The sequence below is a fragment of the Halopelagius inordinatus genome, assembly GCF_900113245.1.
GTDB lineage: Archaea > Halobacteriota > Halobacteria > Halobacteriales > Haloferacaceae > Halopelagius > Halopelagius inordinatus.
On the sequence record NZ_FOOQ01000001.1, the window covers coordinates 858,942 to 880,073 of the forward strand.

Annotated in this window: 22 protein-coding genes; 12 read left to right on the forward strand and 10 right to left on the reverse strand. The window is 66.9% G+C overall.

The annotated features are described in order from the left end of the window. Positions 1-60 precede the first annotated feature (60 nt). Positions 61-363, forward strand: coding sequence for a transcriptional regulator (locus BM167_RS04560; RefSeq protein ID WP_092889377.1), 303 nt, complete (start codon positions 61-63; stop codon positions 361-363). A 1-nt stretch (position 364) separates the two neighbouring features. On the opposite strand, the gene BM167_RS04565 is transcribed toward BM167_RS04560, so the two are convergent. The 9 genes from BM167_RS04565 to BM167_RS04605 form a co-directional block, all read right to left on the reverse strand. After that, on the reverse strand, positions 365-1,210 hold the full coding sequence (locus BM167_RS04565; protein ID WP_092889380.1) for an HNH endonuclease: 846 nt from the start codon (positions 1,208-1,210) through the stop codon (positions 365-367). 41 nt (positions 1,211-1,251) lie between these two features. Further along, positions 1,252-1,956, reverse strand: a complete 705-nt coding sequence (locus tag BM167_RS04570) for a type 1 glutamine amidotransferase domain-containing protein (protein ID WP_092889383.1) — start codon at positions 1,954-1,956, stop codon at positions 1,252-1,254. Positions 1,957-2,021: 65 nt separating this feature from the next. After that, on the reverse strand, positions 2,022-3,266 hold the full coding sequence (locus BM167_RS04575; protein WP_092889386.1) for an ABC transporter ATP-binding protein: 1,245 nt from the start codon (positions 3,264-3,266) through the stop codon (positions 2,022-2,024). Next, positions 3,263-4,306, reverse strand: a complete 1,044-nt coding sequence (locus tag BM167_RS04580; protein ID WP_092889389.1) for an ABC transporter ATP-binding protein — start codon at positions 4,304-4,306, stop codon at positions 3,263-3,265. Before BM167_RS04580 ends, BM167_RS04575 begins: the two co-directional genes overlap by 4 nt. Then, positions 4,303-5,505, reverse strand: coding sequence for an ABC transporter permease (locus BM167_RS04585; RefSeq protein WP_092889392.1), 1,203 nt, complete (start codon positions 5,503-5,505; stop codon positions 4,303-4,305). Before BM167_RS04585 ends, BM167_RS04580 begins: the two co-directional genes overlap by 4 nt. Next, entirely contained in the window at positions 5,502-6,473 is a 972-nt protein-coding gene (locus BM167_RS04590; protein WP_092889395.1) for an ABC transporter permease, read from the reverse strand. The genes BM167_RS04585 and BM167_RS04590 overlap by 4 nt, the downstream gene beginning before the upstream one ends. Before the next feature lie 58 nt (positions 6,474-6,531). Beyond that, entirely contained in the window at positions 6,532-8,397 is a 1,866-nt protein-coding gene (locus BM167_RS04595) for an ABC transporter substrate-binding protein (RefSeq protein WP_092889399.1), read from the reverse strand. A 126-nt stretch (positions 8,398-8,523) separates the two neighbouring features. Further along, positions 8,524-9,090 (reverse strand): hypoxanthine/guanine phosphoribosyltransferase, encoded by a 567-nt coding sequence (gene hpt, locus BM167_RS04600; protein ID WP_092889402.1) that lies wholly within the window; start codon positions 9,088-9,090, stop codon positions 8,524-8,526. A gap of 120 nt (positions 9,091-9,210) precedes the next feature. Further along, a complete protein-coding gene (locus tag BM167_RS04605) occupies positions 9,211-9,609 on the reverse strand; it encodes a hypothetical protein (protein WP_092889405.1) in 399 nt (132 codons plus the stop codon). A 138-nt stretch (positions 9,610-9,747) separates the two neighbouring features. Between BM167_RS04605 and BM167_RS04610 the strand changes: the two genes are divergently transcribed. The 10 genes from BM167_RS04610 (at position 9,748) to BM167_RS04655 (ending at position 18,621) form a co-directional block, all read left to right on the forward strand. Then, positions 9,748-10,299, forward strand: a complete 552-nt coding sequence (locus BM167_RS04610; RefSeq protein WP_092889408.1) for a DUF7322 domain-containing protein — start codon at positions 9,748-9,750, stop codon at positions 10,297-10,299. A gap of 185 nt (positions 10,300-10,484) precedes the next feature. Further along, on the forward strand, positions 10,485-11,570 hold the full coding sequence (locus tag BM167_RS04615) for a monovalent cation/H+ antiporter subunit E (RefSeq protein ID WP_092889412.1): 1,086 nt from the start codon (positions 10,485-10,487) through the stop codon (positions 11,568-11,570). Beyond that, complete coding sequence (locus tag BM167_RS04620) at positions 11,570-11,854, forward strand: cation:proton antiporter (protein WP_092889415.1); 285 nt, start codon at positions 11,570-11,572, stop codon at positions 11,852-11,854. The genes BM167_RS04615 and BM167_RS04620 overlap by 1 nt, the downstream gene beginning before the upstream one ends. A gap of 1 nt (position 11,855) precedes the next feature. Continuing rightward, entirely contained in the window at positions 11,856-12,167 is a 312-nt protein-coding gene (mnhG, locus tag BM167_RS04625) for a monovalent cation/H(+) antiporter subunit G (RefSeq protein ID WP_092889418.1), read from the forward strand. Position 12,168: 1 nt separating this feature from the next. Next, complete coding sequence (locus BM167_RS04630) at positions 12,169-12,705, forward strand: DUF4040 domain-containing protein (protein WP_092889421.1); 537 nt, start codon at positions 12,169-12,171, stop codon at positions 12,703-12,705. Further along, positions 12,702-13,193, forward strand: coding sequence for an MnhB domain-containing protein (locus BM167_RS04635; RefSeq protein ID WP_092889424.1), 492 nt, complete (start codon positions 12,702-12,704; stop codon positions 13,191-13,193). Before BM167_RS04630 ends, BM167_RS04635 begins: the two co-directional genes overlap by 4 nt. 2 nt (positions 13,194-13,195) lie before the next feature. Next, a complete protein-coding gene (locus tag BM167_RS04640; RefSeq protein ID WP_092891095.1) occupies positions 13,196-13,558 on the forward strand; it encodes a cation:proton antiporter subunit C in 363 nt (120 codons plus the stop codon). Then, entirely contained in the window at positions 13,551-15,056 is a 1,506-nt protein-coding gene (locus BM167_RS04645; protein WP_092889427.1) for a monovalent cation/H+ antiporter subunit D family protein, read from the forward strand. Before BM167_RS04640 ends, BM167_RS04645 begins: the two co-directional genes overlap by 8 nt. Continuing rightward, a complete protein-coding gene (locus tag BM167_RS04650) occupies positions 15,053-16,873 on the forward strand; it encodes a cation:proton antiporter (protein ID WP_092889430.1) in 1,821 nt (606 codons plus the stop codon). Before BM167_RS04645 ends, BM167_RS04650 begins: the two co-directional genes overlap by 4 nt. Further along, a complete protein-coding gene (locus BM167_RS04655) occupies positions 16,873-18,621 on the forward strand; it encodes a Na(+)/H(+) antiporter subunit D (protein WP_092889433.1) in 1,749 nt (582 codons plus the stop codon). Before BM167_RS04650 ends, BM167_RS04655 begins: the two co-directional genes overlap by 1 nt. A 31-nt stretch (positions 18,622-18,652) precedes the next feature. Here BM167_RS04655 and coaBC read toward each other — a convergent pair whose 3' ends face one another. After that, entirely contained in the window at positions 18,653-19,807 is a 1,155-nt protein-coding gene (coaBC, locus tag BM167_RS04660; RefSeq protein WP_092889436.1) for a bifunctional phosphopantothenoylcysteine decarboxylase/phosphopantothenate--cysteine ligase CoaBC, read from the reverse strand. A 94-nt stretch (positions 19,808-19,901) separates the two neighbouring features. Between coaBC and BM167_RS04665 the strand changes: the two genes are divergently transcribed. Continuing rightward, a complete protein-coding gene (locus BM167_RS04665; RefSeq protein ID WP_092889439.1) occupies positions 19,902-21,131 on the forward strand; it encodes an outer membrane protein assembly factor BamB family protein in 1,230 nt (409 codons plus the stop codon). Position 21,132: the final 1 nt, after the last annotated feature.

Genomic DNA, 21,132 nt, shown 5'->3' on the forward strand with positions numbered 1-21,132 from the left:
GGCTTCGGTGAGGAAGGGAGACGGGGAAGGCATACGTTCGTCGGGGACCAACCGGGACGCATGTCCGAGTCGGACGGCGACGAGACGACGAGAACGAAGATAGCAGACGCCCTTCGGTCGGAACCACACACCGCGACTGACCTCTCGGAAGCGATCGGAATCCCGCGCGCGGCGGCCTACGACCACCTCGAACACGTCGCTCGCTCCGTCGATGCAGACGCCACGGACGACCAGTTCCTCGTCGCACCGCCGGAGTGTCGCGAGTGCGGGTTCTCGGGGTTCGACGACCTGGTGAACTACCCCTCGCGGTGTCCTGAGTGTCGGAGCGAACGAATCGAGGAACCGGTGTTCGTGATACAGTGAGTCAAAACTCCGCTATCTCGCGGTTGTGGTAGGCGAGAAACTCAGATTCGACCTCGTGGTCGTCTCTCACGTGGAGCGTCCGCCCGTCGACCGACGAATCGTACGCGTGTGCGACCACGTGCGAGTCGGGGTCGACAGATAGCAGTCCGTAGTCGAAGTCGGCGTGGTGGTTCGGACAGAGCACGAGCACGTTTCCCTCGACGTCCGGGCCGTCGTGCGGGCGGCCGAGCGGTTTGAGGTGGTGTCCCTCGGCGTACCCCGAATCCACTTTTCGCCGGCGTCTCTCGCCGCAGACTTGACACGTAGCGGAGTACGCCTCTTTGAGGTCTGTGACCAACGCGGTGTTGCGGACGATTCGACTCCGAGTCGTCTGCGTTCGCTCCGGGGTATCGATATCCGGCGTCGCCTCCGTCGGATCGACTCGCTCTTCGGACTCGCCGCGCCGTTGGAGGACGAACTGGTACACCTTCCGTTCGTCGCCGTCGAAGTAGCCGTACTCGTGCGAGAGGACGTCGACTTGCCCTTGGTACTCCCAGTCGTCGCCGTCGGAACGCCGGTGAAAGAAGAAAATCGGGAGCGGAACGGTTTCGGCGTTCGCGAGATATCTGTTTCCCGCTTTGAGTCGCTGGTCGCCCGTCTGCCCCTCGCCGATGTACGTGAACTGTCCGCCGGAGACGTCGTCCGCGTACGGACCGGTGTCGGCCGAGTACAGCCTGAGATACCGTTGCTCGTCCTCGTCGTAACAGATTTCGATTCCCCGGCCGGTCATCCCCCGGTCGAACGCCGACCGGAGTTCGTCGGCGGTGTAGTTCGTCCCCGACCGAAGCGAGAGGTCCGACAGCTTCACACCGTCTCGATTTCGCGACTACCGGAAAACGATAGCGCCTCTCACTCGGCGGGCAGTTCGAGTTCGAGTTCCTCCAGAATCGCACGGGCGGCCGCGGCGGACGACTCCGGACCGCGGGCGGTCACCAAGTCGCCGTCGACGGTGACGCTCTCGTCTTCGTCGAGTTCGGCGTCCCACTCGCCGCCGACCGCTTTCACTTCGTCTTCGACCCAGTACGGGAGTTTCCGACCGTTCGGCATCCGGTCGTTCTCGTCGACGATTCCCTCCTCCCACTCGTTCGGGAAGCCGGTCACCTCGCGCCCCTCGACGAGGGCGCTCCCGTCTGCTTCGCGGGTGAAAGCGAGGATACCGACGGCGTGACAGACGACGAGCGCTTTCCCCTCGTCGCCAGCGACGGCGGTCAGCAGGGCCTGTCGCGCGTGGCGGTCCTGATTTACGTCCCACGCGGTGCCGTGACCGCCGGGGAACACGACCGCGTCGTACTCGTCTGCATCGACGGTGGCTATCGGTTCGGGGTTCGCGAGGCGGTCGTCGCTTTCGATGACCTCCGTGACGTGTTCTGCCGTCTCCTCGCCCACGTTTTCGGGGTCCGTCGAGCGTTCGTCGACCACCGGCTTCGACCCCGAGGGAGTCGCGACGGTGATATCGACGCCCGCATCCGAGAGCGTCGTCAACGGCTCGATGCACTCTTCGGCCCAGTATCCCTCTTCGCTCACGACAAACAGCGCTGTGGCTTCGTCGGTCATACGATACCGAGTTGGGTCGCGCGACGAAAAAGCGCCCGGGCCTCGGAAAGATGCGGCGGGTAGCGTCAGTCGTCGTTCGACGGCGGGGACTCGGTCTCAGCCTCGTCGACGAGGTGACACGCCGCGTCCCCCGACGACGTGCGGACGAGTTCGGGCGCGTCCGACTCGCAGACCGTCTCGAACGCGTCGGCGAGAGCGTCCCGCGCCGCGAGTCGGTTCCCCGCCGCGAGCGTTGCTAACGCCTCCGAGAGGATGCGCTCCGCTCGGGAGTCCGACAACGTCTCCGGAATCTCGAACTCGTCGCGGAGTTCGCGTCCGTCGGCGTCGGGGTCGAACTCCGACCGGTCGAGGCGGACGCGGAGGTCCATCACCGCGCGCCACTCGGACCGTTCGAGGTCGTAGCCGTCGGGCGGAATCACCTCGGGACACCGCGTGTGAAAGCGGCATCCGGTCGGCGGGTTCGCCGGACTCGGAACGTCGCCCGCGAGTTCGACGCCGCCCCCTCGTTTCGTCGGGTCCGGCACCGGAATCGACGAGAGCAACGCCCGCGTGTAGGGATGGCGGGGGTTCTCGAACAGGTCGTCGGTCTCGGCGAGTTCGACGATTTCGCCGAGATACATCACGGCCACCCGGTCGCATATCTCCCGGACGACAGAGAGGTCGTGACTGATACACAGGAGTCCGAGGCCGAACGCCTCTTGGACCGACTCTATCAGCGAGAGAATCTCGGCTCGAACCGACACGTCCAGCGCCGAGACGGGTTCGTCGGCGACGAGGAGACTCGGATTCAAAACGAGGGCGCGAGCCAGTCCGATGCGCTGTCTCTGCCCGCCGGAGAACTCGTGGGGGTAGCGGTCGGCGTCGGTCGCCGAGAGACCGACGCGTTCGATGAGGTCGGAGACGATTCGACGGCGGCGGTCTCGGTCGCGCATGCCGTGAATCCGGAGCGGTTCGGCCACCGACTCGCCGACCGACATCCGGGGGTCGAAACTGGCGGCGGAGTCCTGAAACATCATCTGCGCCTCCCGGCGGAACCGCTTCGTCTCCCGGTCGTCGAACGCCGCGATATCTCGCCCCTCGAACAGCACTCGCCCGCCGGTGGGGGGTTCGAGGCCGAGGAGCGTCCTCGCCGCGGTGGACTTTCCGCATCCGGACTCGCCGACGAGTCCGACCGTCTCGCCGCGTCCGACGGTGAAACTGATTCCGTCCACCGCCCGGACCCGCCCGACGTCGCGTTTCAGGATGCCCTCGGTGAGGGGGTAGTGTTTCTCTAGACCGCGAACGTCGAGGAGGGGGTCGCCGTCGCTCATCTCGTCTCACCGCCGTCTCGGCCGCTCTCGTCTCCGTCTCCGGCGCCGTCTCCGAGGACGACCGACGAGTCCGCCTCGGGTCCGAAGTGGACGCAGGAGACGCGGCGGTCACCGCCGCCGACCGGGTACATCGGCGGTTGGTCGCCGACGCGGCAGTCGTCGCCGGCGTGCGGACACCGAGGGTAAAACCGGCATCCGTCGGGGGGGTCAGTCGGGTCGGGCACCGACCCGCCGATGGGGGCCATCCGCTCGCCGCGTCCGGGCAGACAGTCCAAGAGCGCGCGCGTGTAGGGATGTGCGGGCGTCTCGAACATCTCGAACACGTCGCCGTGCTCCATCACCTTCCCCGCGTACATCACGACGACGCGGTCTGCGATTTCCGCGACGACGCCCAGGTCGTGCGTGACGAACAGTATCCCCATGTCGAACTCCGATTGCAGGTCGTCGAGGAGGCGGAGAATCTGTTTTTGGACGGTCGCGTCGAGCGCCGCCGTCGGTTCGTCCGCGACGAGGAGGTCGGGGTTCGCCGCCAACGCCATCGCGAGGGCGACTCGCTGTTTCTGCCCCCGAGAGAACTGGTGGGGGTAGTCGTCGATTCGACTCGTCGCGTCGGGGATGCCGACGCGGTCCAACAGGTCGATAGCGCGCGCTCTCGCCGCCGCGTCGCTCGCGTCGCCGTGGAGCTGAATCGCCTCTCGAATCTGCCACCCGACCGTGTAGACCGGGTTGAGCGCTCCCTCCGGGTCCTGGAAGACGTGGCCGACGCGGCCGCCGCGGAGCGACTGCAGTTGTCGGTCCGTCATCTCGGAGACGGCCCGACCGTCGAACCGCACCTCGCCGCCGACGTCGCCGGCCGGTTCGGAGACGAGTCGCGTGACGGACTCGGCGGTGACCGTCTTGCCGGACCCGCTCTCGCCGACGAGACAGACCGTCTCGCCGCGCGACACGTCGAAGCTGACGCCGTCCACCGCGCGGACGGTGCCCTCGTCCGTCCGAAACTGCGCCGTCAGGTCGCGAACGGAGAGAAGCGTATCGGTCATCGTCGGCCCTCCGACCGCGGGTCGAGTGCGTCGCGCACGGCGTCGCCGACGAAGTTCAAAGACAGCACCGTCGAAAACAGGACGACGCCGGGAACGGTCGATATCCACCACGCCGTGTCGATGTCGCTCCGGCCCGCGGCGATGACCTGTCCCCACGAGGGAATCGTCGGGTCGGCCAGTCCGAGAAAGGAGAACGCCGCCTCGAACAAGACGAGTGTCGGAACGAGGAGGGTGGCGTTCGTGACGACGGTGTTCGAGACGTTCGGGACGAGATGTCTGCGGATTATCCACCACTCGTCGGCACCGGCGCTTTCGGCCGCGCGGACGTAGCCCTCCTCGCGGCGTTGGAGCGCCTCAGACCGGACGAGACGCGCCGTCGACCCCCAACTCGTGAGACCGAAGACGACGACGAGCAAAAACAGCGTTCCGCCGTACAGATAGAGCAAGAGCAAGTACAGAAAGAACGTCGGAAACGTCATCTGGAGGTCCACGTACCGCATCAACACCTCGTCTACGACGCCGCCGGAGTACGCCGCGACGGTGCCGACTGCGGTTCCGAGAGCGACGATGACGAGGGGGGTCACGAGTCCGACCTGCAGGCTCACGCGCATCCCGTAGACGACGCTCGCGAGGACGTCCTTACCCTGTCCGGTGGTTCCGAGCGGGTACCGCCACGTGCCGCGACACGTCCCCTCTACGACCGGCCCGACGCAGTGTCCGACGGTCGATTCGGCCGTCCCGAGATACACGGGCGGCTGATATCCCGCCGACAGGTTCAGTTCGGGTTCGGCGACCAACGCCGGGCCGACGAGGCCCGCGGCGAAGACGACAGCGAGGAACCCGCCCCCGAGAACCGCCGCGCGGTTCGTCCGGAACTCGCGCCAGTAGCGCCGCCGACGCCGCGGGTCGGCGTACAACGGGTAGACGCCGTAGAACGCCAGCGTCGAAAGCGTCGCGAGCAGCAGCCAGTCCATCTGCGTCGCGTCCCAAACCAGGGGGGTAGTGAGCGTCGGGTCGCCCTCGGCGACGACGACGGCGTCGTACGCAAAGGCCGCCGAGAGAGCGCACAGAGAGAGGAGATATCCGGCCGTTCGCGCCGAGAGCGCGCCGAACCCGGAGCGTTCGAGAGAGTCCCACTCTACCTCCTCGAAGCGGTCCGGACTCCCGTCGTTCGGGTCCGGTCGGTCGTCGGCGCTCACGGCCTCTCACCGTAGTCGATTCGGGGGTCCAACATCGTGTACGCGATGTCCTGACAGAGGGTGCCGACGAGTGCGACGAACGTGGGGACGAGAACCGTCGCGAGGACGAGTGCGACGTCCTGTTGGAGCATCGCCCTGTAACTCAACTGCCCCAACCCGGGGATGCCGAAGACGACTTCCACGAGATACGAACTCACGAGCAGGATGTTCAAGATGTCGCCGACGAGGATGGTCGAGAGCGGAACCAGCGCCGGGCGGAAGACGTGCCGCGTGACGCGTCGCCACCCGCTCGCGCCCTTGGCTTTCGCCGTCTTCACGAACTCGGCGTTGACGTATTCGAGCGCCGTCGCGCGCGCGAACCGCATCTCGCTCGCCAGAGACGAGAGCGCGACGACGAACGTCGGCGCGACGAGTTGCCGCGCGTTCTCCAGTGAGAGCCACGGCACGTCGGAGTGGTAGTAGACGGGAATCCACCCCAACCACACCCCGAAGACGAGTATCAACAGGATGCCGAACCAGAAGTCGGGGACGCTAATTCCGAAGAAGGCGAAAGACGACGCGGCGTAGTCGCCCGTCGAGTTACGGTTGACAGCGGAGTAGAGACCGATAGCGACGCCCACCACGGTGGAGACGACGAGTGCGGGTACCGCGTACATCAGAGAGTACGGCAACGCCTGCGCGATGGCCGCCGTCACCGGCTGGGAACGCGTCTCCGACCACCCCCAATCGAGCGTCGCCATCCCGACCATGTACTCTCTGTACTGCACCCAGAGCGGTCTGTCGAGTCCGCGCGCCCGTTCGTAGGACGCCTCCGCGTCCGCGAAGTCGCCGCCCGACTGGACCTGCTGTGCGAGATACGCCGACGCCTGCGGGTCGGGCGACGCCGCCATCAGGCCGAACGTCGCAGAGAGGACGAGAACCGTCGCGACGAACGTCCACGCGAGTCGGCGGGCGACGTACCACTTCATCGGTTCGGTCGGGGTATCATGGTCGATTGGAGGGCAGTCACGGGGCGACGAGTGAACGTCACTGCTCTGAGAGATACCAGGTGACGCTGTCCCACTCGTCTAAGTAGTCGAACTCGCCTTCGTCGGGCATGCCCGCGTACGCCGCCGCGTACGCGTTCTTCGAGACGTCGAACTGCAGGAAGTTGGCGGGCTGTTCCTCGTTGAGGACGCCGAATATCTCCGCGAACAGGTCGGCTCTGACGCCCTCGTCCGTCTCTCGCCGGGCGTCGGCGTACAGGGCCGCGAGAGACGCCTCGGGGTCGTACCCCGAGAAGTTGAACCCGCCCTCTTTGTTCCAGATGACGCCCGTGGTGTCGGGGTTGATGGGGTAGCTGTTCATCGTGACGCCGTAGAGGAGGTCCCACGACTTCTCGGAGGTGGCGTCCGGTCCCGAATTGAAACTCACGGTTCCGTCCGCCGATTCGTTCAGCATGTACTTTCCTTGGAGCGTGTTGAACGGACCGCCGTTGGTCGGCGTCACGTCGATGCCCACCGCCGCGAGTTCCTGTTCGAAGAACTCCGCCGTCGTCTGGTACGCCTGCGCGCCGTCGCGGTAGACGAAAGTGAGTTCGACCTGTTCGCCCCGTCCGTCGACGAGTTCGTCGCCGTCGTAGCCGTATTCGGTGTCCGAAAGCGCGTCAGAAAGCATCTCTCTCGCCCGCTCGGTACCGTAGCCGTCGCCGACGCCGAACGCCTCGATGCGGTCCGGGGCGTACCACGGCGACCACTCGGGTTGGAACGTCTGTGCGACGGTGGGGTAGCCGCGGTAGACGTTCTCCGCGATGGCTCGCTTCGAGACGGCCGTAGAGAGCGCGCGGCGGACGCTCGCTCTGTCGAGCATCTCCCACCCGTTCGGACGCTGGTTGTAGTACACCATAGAACAGAGCGGGTTCGGGGGAAAGCGAAAGTCGAGGTGGTCCATCGCGCGGAACCGTTCGACTTTCTGTGCGGGGACGTTCTCGTAGAACGTGAGTTCGCCCTCGCGTAGCGCCGACAGTCGGGTGGATTCCTCGGGGAGTACCTGCAGTTCGTACCGCTCGAAGTACGGCGCTTCGGCGAAGCGTTCCGGGATGTCTCCGGTGCCCGCAACCTCCCGCAGGTAGTACTCCTCGGCGCGCGTGGCGACGAAGCGAGACTCGCGTTCCCACTCCTCGAAGTCGTAGGGGCCGAGATTTCCCGTGTAAGAGAGCGTGTTGAGTTCCTCGTCGCGCTTTAGCCCCTCGACGTCGCCGTCCTCGACGTACCCCCGTATCAGCCCTTTCGGGAGGCACCGACCGCCCCAAAAGGCCGTGGAGGCGACGAACGTCGGTTCCGGCTCCGAGAGCGTGACTCTCACCGTGCGCTTGCCGCGCTTTTCCACCGTGAGGTCCTTCCAGTCCGCGTACTGCACCGCACCCGCCCAGTTTTCCTTCGTCTCCGATTCGCCGGGCGCTTTCGCCCCGTAGACGTTCTGTGCGGTGTAGACCCAGTCTTCCGCGGTCAACGCGCCGTAGGGGTCGCTCCACCGGAGTTCGTCACGGAGGGTGAACGTCCACTCGGTCTTGTCCGTCTCGGTGTAGGATTCGACCCAAAGTGGGACGATATCGTCGAGGGATCTGAAGTCGTACGCGTAGTCCATCGTCGCGTCGACGAACTTCGCGGACGCGCCGTCGCTTTGGAACAGGACGTTGAGCGACTGCGCGTCCGTCGAAAGCGCCTCGCGGTAGGTGCCGCCGACGGAGCGTTCGGCCGGAGCAGACCGAGACGTTCCGGTCTCGTCGTCGGTGGGCGCGTCACTCGTCGCCCCGCCGTCGCCCCCGAAGCATCCGGCCAGACTCGCGACGCCGCCAGCGCCCAGCATCGCGAGCCAGCGTCTCCGGTCGATTCCCCCGTCGGCGGATGGCATAGCATGGCAACGTATCTATCTTCACAAATACCCTTCGATCGGAAACCCGGCAAACGGACAGCACAACCACCTGACATGCGTATTCTCTCGCGAAACGTCGGGGAAAACGGAGGCTGCGGGGCGTGGTCAGTCGTCGCCGGACTCGTCGACGATGACGACTTCGCCGTCTTCGACGCGGACGTTGATCAGCGTCTTCACGTGGTGGTCGGTGTCGTCGAGTTTGTTCGGCCCGGCCTTCTTGATGACGGCGACGGTGTCGACGACGTCGGCGCCGATGCCTTCGAGGGCGTCGAGGACGGCGCACATCGTCCCGCCCGTCGAGAGGACGTCGTCGAGGACGAGAACCCGGTCGCCCTCGGTCACGTCGTTTATGAACATCTCGCTCTCGGAGTAGCCCGTCTCCTGACTGAGTTCGACTTCGCCGTCGAGTCCGTACTGCCGCTTTCGGATGACGACGAGAGGGATGTCGGTCATCAGAGAGACGGCAGTGGAGATGTGGATACCCATCGCCGCGGGGGTGACTATCTTGTCGACGTCCTCTAAGTCGACCTTTCGGATGATCTTGATGACGATCTCGCGGAGGAGTTCGGGTTCGAGCATCGGGACCCCGTCGCTTATGGGGTGGACGAAGTACTCGTAGTCGCCCTTCTCGATTATCGGCGCTTCGAGGAGTGACTGCCGCAACTGGTCCATGTCGTCGGTTCTCCGGTCCGCAAATAAAAGGTGGCGGTTCGGCGGTTCCGTACGGGTACGCCTCACGGTGCGTGAGAGCGTGTGTCTCACCGAGGGGGCGGAACGTCCGCCTCGCCCGCCTCAGACGCCCAACAGACCCATCGCCGTCCGAACGAGTTGTTCCTCCGGTTCGTCGGGACTGACGAAGAGGAGCATTCCGCGGCCGCCGCAGTACACCTGCAGCAGTTTTCTCCCGTCTACCTCTCGGGACTTGTACTCGACGCGTTCGTGCGTCGGGCGAAGCCCCGAGAAGAGGCCGTGCCGTACGAAGTCTCGTCGCGTCTCTTCGGCGAGACTCGTGAGACGGCGGACCAGGTCCTCTCGGTCGTCGAACGAATCCGACAACTCGTCTCCGACGTGAAAGAGGTCGAACGACGTCGCGCCGTAGACGGCGACGAGGTCGAGCGACCCTTCCACCGCGTCCCCCAACGACTGCAGGACGACGCCCCTATCCGGACCCGGCCAGTTCGCGCTGTTCATCCGTGCGGGGTTGTGTATCACACGTACCCCTCCACGTTCCGACGCGGGAGTGTCCCGTCCCCCGAATCCACGTCTGGAACCATCATGCAACTTCTGATTGTCAGAGTATTATATAAATCCGAGGGTGACATTTCAGACGTGGAGAAACTGCCGAACGGAGGCCGTCGTCCCCGTGAGACGAACCGCCGACTCGTTCGCCTCGCGGTGCGTCCCACCCGCCGCGACGAACGCCCGCGAGGGAACGCCCGCGTTCTCTCTCGAACGGTCGATACGACGGCGGGCCCGTCTCTCGACGTGTCTGTTCGGCTGTCAGATCCGACGGCGCGTTCTGCGACGCGGTCGATCGCAAACGAGTTACGCGAGGACGTCCACGAGACGACAACCAGGGCGATGCTCGAAGACGACCCCTCCGACGACCCGGAGAACCCCTACCCTCCCGGAACCGACGGGCCGAGAGTCGATATCCCGTCGGTGGATATCCCGTCCGTCGAACCCTCCACCGACGAACTCGGCGACTCGAAACTCACGTCGCTGTTTCTCCTCCACGTGATCCTTTGGAACGCCGTTCTCCTCCTCGTGAGTCTCGGGACGATGCTGATATACTTCCGCGGCGACACCGCGACCGGCGGCCAGTTGCTCGCGGCGGGCGTCGTCTTGACGGCGTACGGTCTGTACCGCCTCCCCGACTGACTCGTCGCGAATCCGCGATTCGTCCCCGACTGGACCGGAGACGCGGTGACGCCGCCAGAAATCGCTTCGAGAGAGACTCACCTGATAGCGGAAAACGTTTTGCCTGGCCTCGGTAACCACCACGTAATCATGAGTGCAGCGTCCGACCGAAGAGAGGCGATCCCGGCGGGGGGCGGGGGCGGCTGATGGCAGACAGCAGTCCTCGTATCCTCGTTCCGGTCGGCGAGTCGGCGACGGTCCGCAACACCGTCGCCTACGCCGTCCGCGAGGCTCGATCCGTCGCCGAGGAGACGGGCGAACAGGCCACGGTACACTTCGTCTATCCGGTCCGGTGGCAGCTTATCGACGAGGACGAACCGGCGGCCACCCGAACCGTCGAGTTCCTCGAGCGAGTGCGCGTGTGGGCCGAGACCGACCTCGACTACGACGAGGACGCCCCCGCCGACGAGGACGCGCCGGTCGCCGTCGAAACCGCGATGGTCGGACAGGACCGCTACCTGTTCAGTCCCGGTGACTTCGCGGACATCCTCCTCGATTACGCGCACTCGGAGGGCCTCGACCGAGTCATCGTCGACCCCGAGTACCAACCGGGTGGGAGCGCGCCGATGCTCCAACCCCTCGAACTCGAACTGGCGCGCTCCGACCTCGCCGTCGAGGAAGCGCCGGTCGAACGGCCGACCCGGCGCGGACGACTGCTCGGGCGCGCGTCCCTCCAGAAAGCCGCTCTCACGTTCGGGACGACGTTTCTGTTCTATCTCGTCGTCGGCGGGACGTTCTCGCCGTTCGACCTCGGGACGGGCGCTTTGACCGCCGCCATCGCGACGCTCCTTCTCTCGCGCGTCGCGTTCATCGACTCGCCGTCGCTCCGCAGGACGCCGGCCAGACTCGCTCGCGCCTGTCTCTACGTGCCGTATCTGCTCTGGGAAATCGCGAAGGCGAACCTCTCGGTCGCCTACATCATCCTCCACCCGAGCCTCCCCATCGACCCGAAGATGTCCGGGTTTCGGGCGGCCGTCTGGGGCGACCTGCCGGTGACGACGATGGCAAACAGCATCACGCTCACGCCGGGGACGCTCACCGTCGACGTCGGCCGAGACGGCCTCCTCGTTCACTCGCTCGACGCCAGTTCGCGAGCGGACCTGGCGGGCGGGAAACTGGAACGGGCCGTTCGGTTCGTCTTCTACGGGCGCGCGGCCGCCCGCATCCCGACGCCGACCGAACGCGGGAGCATCACTACGGACGACGCCGAATCGGGTGAGACAGCGGACTGATGTTCGAGTCACTTCCCGTCGAGTCCGTGCTCCTCGGTGCCGCCGCCGCCTTCGTCGTCCTCGCGGTGGTCCTTCTCTACCGCGTCGTCCGCGGCCCGACGATGCAGGACCGCGTCATCGCCGTCAACGCCATCGGGACGAACACGGTGGTCGTGTTGGTGCTGGTCGCGGCGGCGTTCGACGCGCCCGGCTACCTCGACATCGCACTCGTCTACGCCCTGTTGAACTTCCTGATGAGCATCGCTATCTCGAAGTTCACCGTCGAACGCGGGGGTGTCATCTGACGTGGCGCTCCTCGATTACGTCGTCGTCGCACTCGTCGCCGCGGGGGTGTTCTTCGGCCTCGTCGCCACCGTCGGCATCATCCGACTGCCCGACCTCTACACCCGCGCACACGCGACGTCCAAGAGCGACACCCTCGGCGCGGTGCTCACGTTGGGCGGCGTCGCGTTCGTCTTCGGCGCGGAGTTCTCCACGGTGAAGACGTTGCTTTTGCTCCTGTTCATGTTCATCACGAACCCGACGGCCGCCCACGCCATCTCCCGGGCGGCGTACGACCAAGGTATCGAACCGTGGACCGCAGAGGAGGGAGACTGACGTGCAACTCCCAATCTACGCCGCGTTGCTCACGTTCGTGGTCGTGGCCGCACTCGCGGCCACGTTCCTCCGGGACGTTCTCAGCGCCATCATCGTCTTCGCCGGCTTCAGCCTCGGCGTCGCCATCATCTGGGTGCTCTTGAGTGCACCGGACGTGGCGTTGACCGAGGCGGCCGTCGGCGCGGGCGTGACGACGGTGCTTTTCTTGATTACCATCGTCCGGACGGTCCGACCCGGCGGTGACAGACTGTTCGACCGCATCGGCTGGCGCTCTGCGGCCCTCGTCACCGCGTTGATGGCCGTGCTGTTCAGCACCGTGGGTTCGCTCCCCCGCGTCGGCGACCCGCAGTCGCCGGTCGCCACCTCGGAGGTCACCACCTACTACCTCGAAAACGCCTACCCCGAAACCGGAGTCGAGAACGTCGTCACGGCGGTGCTTGCGGCCTACCGTGGGTTCGACACCCTCGGCGAGGCCACCGTCGTCGTCGCCGCCGGCGTCGCCGTTCTCGTCGTGCTTCGACAGGAGACGTTCGTATGAGCGACGCAGACACCCAACGCAGCACCTACGTCGAGAGTACAGTCATCATGACCACCGTCCGCGTCATCGTCCCGTTCGTCTTCACGTTCGGGCTGTTCGTCATGTTCCACGGCGCAGAATCCGCCGGTGGCGGCTTCCAAGGCGGCGCGATAGTCGCCTCGTGCATCCTCATGCTCGCGTTCGCGTTCGGTATCGAACCGACGCGAGGATGGCTCAGCGACGGGTTCATGCGTGCCCTCATCGCCGGCGGTGCCGGCACGTTCGCCCTCATCGGCATCGCTGCCGTGCTCACGGGCGGGGCGTTCCTCGATTACGCCGCGCTCGGATTCGGGAAGTCGGGCGTCAAATACGGCATCGAACTCGTGGAACTCGGCATCGGTGCCGTCGTCTCCGGCGTCATCGTGGCGCTCTTCTTGAGTCTCGCGGCGGGGTTCGACGCATCGGGGTTCGACGACGTCGACGCGGTCGAAGGAGGTGACGAGGTATGAGCGTGATCGACCTGTTTGCGACCCACTACACCTACATCGCGTTCGTCGCGCTGGTCGGCATCGGTCTGTACGCCGTCATCGAGAGCTCGAACCTCGTCAAGAAGGTCATCGGGATGAACATCTTCCAGGTGGGCATCTTCCTGTTTTTCGTCACGACGGGCTACGTCGACGGGGCGAAAGCGCCCATCGTCCACGGCGAACTCCACGGGCCGTACGCGAGTCCGCTTCCGCACGTCCTCATCCTGACCGCCATCGTCGTCGGCGTGAGTCTGACCGCGGTTGCGCTCGCGCTCATCGTGCGCATCTACGAGGAGTACGGGACGCTCGACGAGGAGGTAATAAAGGAGGTGCGTCTGAATGACTGACGCGCTCGCGTTCCTCGTCGTCGCGCCGATAGTCGCGGCGCTTCTTCCGATAGCGCTCGGGTCGTTCTCCGAGCGCGCGGGGTGGTTCGTCGCCGCGTTGGCCGCCCTCGTCCAACTCGGACTGTCGCTCGTCGTCGCCCGGCGCGTCCTGACGGGCGGGCAGTTCACCTACGCAGTCGGCAACTTCCAGCCCCCGATGGGTATCGAACTCGTCGCAGACGGCGTCTCGGCGACGCTTCTCGTCGTCGTCGCGGCGGTGACCGTCGGCGTCGTCGCCTACGCGCGCCGCGCCGGTCCGCACTCGAACGCGTTCTACAGCGAACTGCTGTTGCTCACGGCGGGCGTCTCTGGCGTCATCGCCACCGGCGACGTGTTCAACCTGTACGTCTTCCTCGAAATCACGGGCCTCGCGACGTACGCCCTCGTCGCCAGCGGTCGGTCGCCGGCGGCGGCGGTGGCGAGCCTGAAATACCTGTTCGTCGGCACCATCGGCGCGTCGCTGTACCTGCTCGGCGTCGGCTACCTCTACGTCTCCACGGGGACGCTGAACATGGCCGACTTGGCGGAGGTTCTCTCCTCGGTCGGCTACACCTCGCCGCTGGTCCTGACCGGGTTCGGCCTGATAGTGACCGGCCTCCTCGTCAAGGTGGCGCTGTTCCCGCTTCACACGTGGCAGCCGGGCGCGTACGCGGAGTCGCCGGACGCGGTCAGCGCCTACATCTCGGCACTCGTCTCGACCGCGGCGGCGTACGCGCTGTTCCGCGTCGTCTACGAGGTGTTCACGCTGGAGTTCTTCGCGGCGGTGCCCGTCGCACAGGACATCCTCGTCTTCCTCGCGGCGATTAGCGTCGTCGCCGGGGCGGTGCTCGCGGTGATGCAGTCCGAACCCAAACGGATGCTCGCGTACTCCTCCGTCTCGCAGTTCGGCCTGATAGTCGCCGCCCTCGGCGTCGCGAACGAAACCGCCGTCGGCGGGGCGCTCATTCACCTCGTGGGACACGCCGTCATGAAGGGCGGTCTGTTCCTCACGGTTGGCGTCATCGCGGCCGGAACCGGCGCGCGCACCATCGACGACTTCGCCGGACTCGCGGACCGCGCGCCCGTCGCGAGCGCGGCGTTCGCGGTGCTCGCGTTCTCCATGGTCGGCATCCCGCCGGCGATAGGGTTCGCCGGCAAGTGGAATATCGTCGTCGGCGCGGTTGCCGACGGCCGGTGGATAATCGCGGCCGTCGTCGTCGTGAGCACGCTCTTGACGCTCGCGTACTTCGCGCGGTTCATCGAACGGATGTACTTCGCGGACGTTCCCGACCACGGCCACGCGGATACGGCGCCGACGGCCGCAGACGGCGGTGAGACGGGGAGAACGACCCGTCCGCCCGTCTCTCACGGGATGCGCGTCGTCGTCGTCGCGGCGGCAGTCGCCGCCGTCGTACTCGGATTCGTCGCCTCTGACCTCGTCGACGTCTTCCAGCCGGTTCTGGAGGTGTACTTCGCATGAGCGATATCGCATCACTAAGACCGATGGCCGCGGTTCTCGCCGCCGCCGTCGGTATCGTCGCAATCGTCGCATCGCGCCGCAGACCGAACGTTCGAGAGGGTTTTACCGTCCTCTCTGCGCTCTCTACGTTCGCAATCGTCGCGAGCATGGTTCCGGGCATCCTCTCGGGGACGGCCTACGTCACGGACCTCGGAGCGTTCGTCCCCGGCGTGCGGTTCGTCCTTCGGGCGGACCCGCTCGGAACCATCTTCGCGCTACTCGCGAGTTTCCTCTGGATCATCACCAGTTTCTACAGCGTCGGATACATGCGCGGACTGGACGAACACGCCCAGACGCGTTACTTCGCCGCGTTCGCAGGCAGCGTCAGCGCCGCCGTCGGCGTCGCGTTCGCCTCGAACCTCATCGTCCTCTACGTCTTCTACGAACTGCTGACGGTGGCGACGTACCCGCTCGTCACTCACGACCAGACCGCCGAGGCCCGCCGCGCCGGTCGGAAGTACCTCTTGTACACGTTCGGCGGCGGCGTCGCCGTCCTCGCCGGAACGGCACTCGTCTTTTGGTCCACCGGCACCGTCGACTTCGCGGCGGGCGGCATCGCCGCCCTCGCTGAGGCCGACCCGGTGGTCGCCCGCGCCGCGTTCGCGCTTCTGACGGCCGGATTCGGCGTGAAAGCCGCGCTCATGCCCGTTCACTCGTGGCTCCCGGACGCGATGGTCGCGCCGACGCCCGTTTCGGGACTGCTCCACGCGGTGGCCGTCGTGAAAAGCGGCGTCTTCGGAATCTCGCGCGTCGTCTTGGACGTGTTCGGCCCCGAAACCGTCTCGGACCTCGGCGTCGGCCTCCCGCTTGCGGCCATCGCCGCGTTCACCGTCCTGACTGCGAGCGTCATGGCGCTCCGACAGGACAACCTCAAGCGCCGACTCGCCTACTCGACCGTGAGTCAACTGTCGTACATCGTCCTCGGGTTGGGGCTTCTCTCTCCGGCGGCACTCGTCGGCGGACTGCTCCACATCCCGGCGCACGCGTTCATGAAACTCACCCTGTTCTTCTGTGCGGGCGCGATTCACGTCGAGACGCACACCGACGACATCAGCGACATGGCGGGTATCGGACGGCGCATGCCGGTGACGATGGCCGCCTTCGGGGTGGCTAGCCTCGGAATGGCCGGACTCCCCCTCGTCGCCGGATTCGTCAGCAAGTGGTACCTCCTCATCGGGAGCATCGAGGCCGGACAGGTGGTGTTCGCGTTCGTCCTCCTCGGGTCCGGCCTCCTGAACATCGCGTACTTCTGGCCCATCGTCTATCAGGCGTTCTTCCAGACGCCCGACGACACGGACGCCAAACCGGTCATCGAGTCGCCGTTCGGCGGACGGCGGAACGTCGAGTCGTCGCCGTCGGCCACGGCCGACGGTGGGACGCCGCGGCCGGACGGAGGGACGCCCAAGGAGACGCCGGACGCCGACGACGACGGCGGTTACGCGGTAGACCGGTATCCGAGCGACCACGTTCGGGACGACGCCGACGGACACGGTCCGGCGGGCCGTCAGACGGAGTCTGACGACGCCGACGACTCTGACGTCCGCGGCCAGGGTGCCACCGAAGAGGCGCACGGCGCACACGACGACCACCACCACGGCGGGCCGCCGCCGGGCGGGTGGGAGCGTCGCGCCTTCGGGAAAGAGAGCACGTGGTTCATGCTCGCTCCGATATCCACCGCCGCCACCGGCGCGGTGGCTCTCGGCATCGCGCCGTACACGTTCGTGTTCCTCGCACTCGTCGAACGCGTCGTCGCCGGCGCGACGGGGGTGGCGTTCTGATGGCGTCTGCGCTGACGCTGCTTCCGCCCGCGTTCGTCGTGTTGGCGGTTGCGCTCGTCATGCCGCTACTTCCGCGTCGCCTCGGCCACGGACTCGGCGTCCTCGCTACCGGCGGCGTCGCCGTCTGGTCGTACCTCGCCCCGGCGGGGACGCACCTCCCGGTGACGTTCCTCGGCTTCGACGCCGTGCTGTTCAACGTCGACGACTTCTCTCGGCTGATGGGCATCATCTTCGGACTCATCGCCGCCGCCGCCGTCCTCTACTCGTACTCCGCCGCGGCGCGCAACCTCCAGACTGCGTACGCCCTCGGGTACGTCGGTACGAGTCTCGGCGCCGTCTTCGCGGGCGACTGGCTGACGATGATCTTCTTTTGGGAACTGATGGCCGTCACGAGCACACTCCTGGTGTGGGACTACGGCGGGGAAGCCGTCCGCGCGGGGTACCGCTACGCCATCTACCACGCCCTCGGCGGCAGTCTGTTCATGGCCGCCATCGTCTGGCAGTACGTCGAAGTCGGGTCGTTCCTCTTCACCGCCGCCGAGGGAATCGTCCCCGGCATCCCCGCCGCACTCGCGGCGGTCGGTATCGGCGTCAACGTCGGGTTCGTCGGCCTGCACACGTGGCTTCCCGACACCTACCCCCGACCGCACGTCGCCGCCAGCGTCTTCCTCTCCGTCTACACGACGAAGACGGGCGTCTACGGGATGGCGCGGGCGTTCCCCGACGGCCACCTCCTCATCGCCTACATGGGTGCGGCGATGGCGATGGTCGGCGTCGTCTACGCCCTCCTTCAAAACGACATGCGGCGACTCCTCTCGTATCACATCCAATCGCAGGTGGGGTACATGGTCGCCGGCGTCGGTATCGGAACCGCACTCGCTACCGCGGGCGCGTTCGCTCACGTCTTCAACCACATCCTCTACAAGGCGCTTCTGTTCATGACGGCGGGCGTCGTCGTCGCGCGCGCGGACGAGGAGAACCTGAAGTACCTGGGCGGACTCCGCGGCGCGCTTCCGTTGACCGCACTCGCGTTCACCGTCGCCGCGCTCTCTATCAGCGGCTTCCCCGGCTTCAACGGCTTCGTCAGCAAGGGGATGATAACGGCCGCCGCGCACAAGGAGCATCTGGACGGCGTCTACTACATCCTCTTGGCCGCCGGTGTCGGGACGTTCATGTCGTTCATCAAGTTCGGCTACTACGCGTTCTTCCGCGGCACCGACCGCAACTGGGCCACCGTCGAACGCGCCGCGAACGGGCAGGTCCTCGCGATGCTCGGCGTCGCGGCCCTCTGTGTCGTCTTCGGGCTCTACCCCGACGCGCTGTTCTCCATTCTCCCCGGTAGCACGGCCGACGCCCACCCGTTCACGCTGAGTCACATCGGCGAGGGCTTCGCACTCGCGGCGCTCGGCGTCGTCGGCTTCGCCGTCCTGAAGAAACCGCTGTCGAAGATAGGCGCGGTTCCGGACGTGGACGCGATTATCAACCCCGCGGCGTTCTACGGCACGCGAACGCTCGTCCGCGGGGTCACGGACCTCTACGCCGCCGTGGACCGAGTCGTCGCGGGCGGGTCGTACGCCGTCGCGGGGTCGGTGTCGAACCCCTACCCGGCGCTTCGCCGGACCGCCGCGGCGTTCTCTCGCGACGGTGCCGACGACATCGGTCCGGGCTCGCTTCGCGCGACTATCGCGACGAGCATCCTCCTCGTCGTGTTGGTGTTGGCCGCGGCCCTCGTCAGCCTCCTCGGCTGACTAGCGGACTTTCACGGGACTTTTCGGCGGTTCACGCCAGTTCTCCGGCGAGTTCTTCGGCGACGCGCGCGCCGAGTTCTTCTTTCGACCCCGAGAACTCCCGCGCGGAATCCGACCGGACGAAAAGCGTCCGCGTCTCTGCGCTCCCCATCACGCTCGCGTCGTTGGCGACGACGAAGGAGAGACCGACCCGCGCCGCCGTCCGGCGCGCCGCCTCGACCATCGACTCGTCGTCGCCCGAGGTTTCGGCTTTGAACCCGACGATAGCGACGTCGGGGCGTTGCTCGCGGACCGCGTCGAGGAGTTTCGGCGTCGGTTCGAGTTCGAGCGTCCGCGGTTCGCCCGACCGGAGTTTCTCCTCGGCGGCTTCGACGGTGTAGTCGGAGATAGCCGCCGCAGAGACGAGCGCGTCCGCCCCCTCGACGGCGTCGAGCGTCGCGTCGAGCATCTCGGCGCTCGTCTCGACGGAGACGGCGTCGGCGTAGTGCACGTCGCCGCCGTCGTGGACGAGTGTCACGTCCGCGCCGCGGACGGCGCACGCGCGGGCGACGGCCCGTCCGGTCCGACCGGAGGCGCGGTTCGTGAGGATTCGGACCGGGTCGATGGGTTCGGCGGTGGCCCCCGACGTGACGACGACGCGCTTTCCGTCGAGCGTCTGGTCCGTCGTCGCGCGGGCGACGCCGGTGACGATTGCCTCCTCGGTGGCTATCTTGGCTTTCCCCTCTTCGAGTCTGGGGGCGACGAACTCGACGCCCCACGACTCCACTCGGTCTATGGCGTCCAACACGCCGGGGTGGTCGTACATCGGTTCGTGCATCGCGGGGGCGACGACGACGGGGACGCCCGCGCCGAGTGCCGTCGTCGCACAGGTCGTCACGGGCGTGTCGTCCACCGCGGCGGCGACTTTGCCGACGGTGTTGGCCGTCGCCGGGGCGAGCAAGAGAACGTCCGCCCACCCCTCGCGCCCGCAGAGTTCGACGTGTTCGACGCGGCCGGTGATTTCCGTGACGACGTCGTTCTCGGTGGCGAACTCGACGGCCCACGGGTGGATGATTCCCCGTGCGCTCTCGGTCATCACTCCGCGGACGGCCGCCCCCCGTCGCCGCAGTTCGTGGGCCAGTTCGACCACCTTCACGGCGGCGATGCTTCCCGACACCCCCAACGCGACGTTGACGCCTTCGAGCATGGTCGTGCGGTTCGCCGGGCGGGGGTAAAAGAACTCGTCATCCCCGGACCGAGGACGGGAAGACTGATACCGAACCGACGGACAGAGAGAGGCGATGCCCTCCAGACGCGATGTCCTCGGTGCGGGCGGTGCGGTCTGTCTCGGCGCGCTTTCGGGCTGTCTGGGTCGGACGTACGCCGCCCCCGAGACGCCGCGCGGCGAGTGGCGAACCGCCCGTCGCGACGCCCGCAACGCGGCATCGGCCGCCGACGCGACGCCGCCTGCCGACCCCTCCGTCGCCTGGTCGCGGTCGTTCGGTGCCCGGTCGCACGTCGAGTCCGTCCTCGTCGGCCGCGACGCCGTCTACGCGGTCGGACCGACGACGACGGCGATGCTCGACCCGACGACGGGAGAGACGCGGGAGACGACCGGCGGCGCGGGACAGACGCCCGCGGACGGCGTCACTCGCGTCGCGGCACTCGGAGACGACTCGCTGTACACCGCGGACGGAACCGCGGTTCGGGCGTTCGACGCGGCGGGGAACCCGCGTTGGGAGACGCGCCACCCGGGACTCCCCGACGGCGCCGTCACCCGGGTGTACGGGCTTTTGCCGACAGACGACGGAGTGCTGTGCGGCACCCACGGCGGCGTCGCCGCCTTCGACGCCGGCGACGGGACGCACCGGTGGACGTTCGGCGACGGCGGGTTGGGTGGGTTCTACCCCGCCGTGGCCGACGGGCGCGCCTACGTCTGCTCTCCCGGACCGACGTACGCCCTCTCTCGGCCGTCTCCGCTCGGCGCTCTGTTCGGCGGTGGGCCGAAGGTGGCGTGGGAACGCGGGTCGCCCGGACCGGGAACGTGGCCGGTCGTCGCCGACGGTCGAGTGTTGGTCGGCGACGGGGGACTCACGACCCGAGCGAATCGGTCTCACAGTCTGTCCGCCTTCGATACCGACGGCGAGGGCGGGTGGACGTCGTCGGCCGACGGGTCCGTCGTCGGACTCGCCGCCTCCGAGGAGAAGTCGCTCGCCGTCGCGGTTCGGTTCGACGCCGTCTCCGGAGAGGGACGCGTCGTCGCCCTCGACGTCGCGACGGGCGACGAACAGTGGTCGCGCGCGGACGTGGACATCACGGACGACTTCCTCGGATCCGTCGCCGTCGCGGGAGACGCCTGCCTCGTGGCGGGATACTCGCGGGCGTCCGAGAACCCCGTCCGCGCCCTCGACGCCGCGACGGGCGAGACGCGGTGGCACAGAACCGTCGAGGGCGACGTCACCGCCGTCGTCCCGGCGGGAAAACGGGTCTACGCCGCTACAGCGCTCGGAACTCTCGTCGCGTTCGCGTGAA

Bases quoted from the DNA above. Each gene is read 5' to 3' on its own strand.
- coaBC (WP_092889436.1), bottom strand. From the start codon at position 19,807: ATGCTCGAAGGCGTCAACGTCGCGTTGGGGGTGTCGGGAAGCATCGCC.
- BM167_RS04560 (WP_092889377.1), top strand. From the start codon at position 61: ATGTCCGAGTCGGACGGCGACGAGACGACGAGAACGAAGATAGCAGAC.
- BM167_RS04595 (WP_092889399.1), bottom strand. From the start codon at position 8,397: ATGCCATCCGCCGACGGGGGAATCGACCGGAGACGCTGGCTCGCGATG.
- BM167_RS04570 (WP_092889383.1), bottom strand. From the start codon at position 1,956: ATGACCGACGAAGCCACAGCGCTGTTTGTCGTGAGCGAAGAGGGATAC.
- BM167_RS04665 (WP_092889439.1), top strand. From the start codon at position 19,902: ATGCCCTCCAGACGCGATGTCCTCGGTGCGGGCGGTGCGGTCTGTCTC.
- BM167_RS04580 (WP_092889389.1), bottom strand. From the start codon at position 4,306: ATGACCGATACGCTTCTCTCCGTTCGCGACCTGACGGCGCAGTTTCGG.
- BM167_RS04645 (WP_092889427.1), top strand. From the start codon at position 13,551: ATGACTGACGCGCTCGCGTTCCTCGTCGTCGCGCCGATAGTCGCGGCG.
- hpt (WP_092889402.1), bottom strand. From the start codon at position 9,090: ATGGACCAGTTGCGGCAGTCACTCCTCGAAGCGCCGATAATCGAGAAG.
- BM167_RS04650 (WP_092889430.1), top strand. From the start codon at position 15,053: ATGAGCGATATCGCATCACTAAGACCGATGGCCGCGGTTCTCGCCGCC.
- BM167_RS04590 (WP_092889395.1), bottom strand. From the start codon at position 6,473: ATGAAGTGGTACGTCGCCCGCCGACTCGCGTGGACGTTCGTCGCGACG.
- BM167_RS04615 (WP_092889412.1), top strand. From the start codon at position 10,485: ATGGCAGACAGCAGTCCTCGTATCCTCGTTCCGGTCGGCGAGTCGGCG.
- BM167_RS04605 (WP_092889405.1), bottom strand. From the start codon at position 9,609: ATGAACAGCGCGAACTGGCCGGGTCCGGATAGGGGCGTCGTCCTGCAG.
- BM167_RS04655 (WP_092889433.1), top strand. From the start codon at position 16,873: ATGGCGTCTGCGCTGACGCTGCTTCCGCCCGCGTTCGTCGTGTTGGCG.
- BM167_RS04635 (WP_092889424.1), top strand. From the start codon at position 12,702: ATGAGCGACGCAGACACCCAACGCAGCACCTACGTCGAGAGTACAGTC.
- BM167_RS04620 (WP_092889415.1), top strand. From the start codon at position 11,570: ATGTTCGAGTCACTTCCCGTCGAGTCCGTGCTCCTCGGTGCCGCCGCC.
- BM167_RS04575 (WP_092889386.1), bottom strand. From the start codon at position 3,266: ATGAGCGACGGCGACCCCCTCCTCGACGTTCGCGGTCTAGAGAAACAC.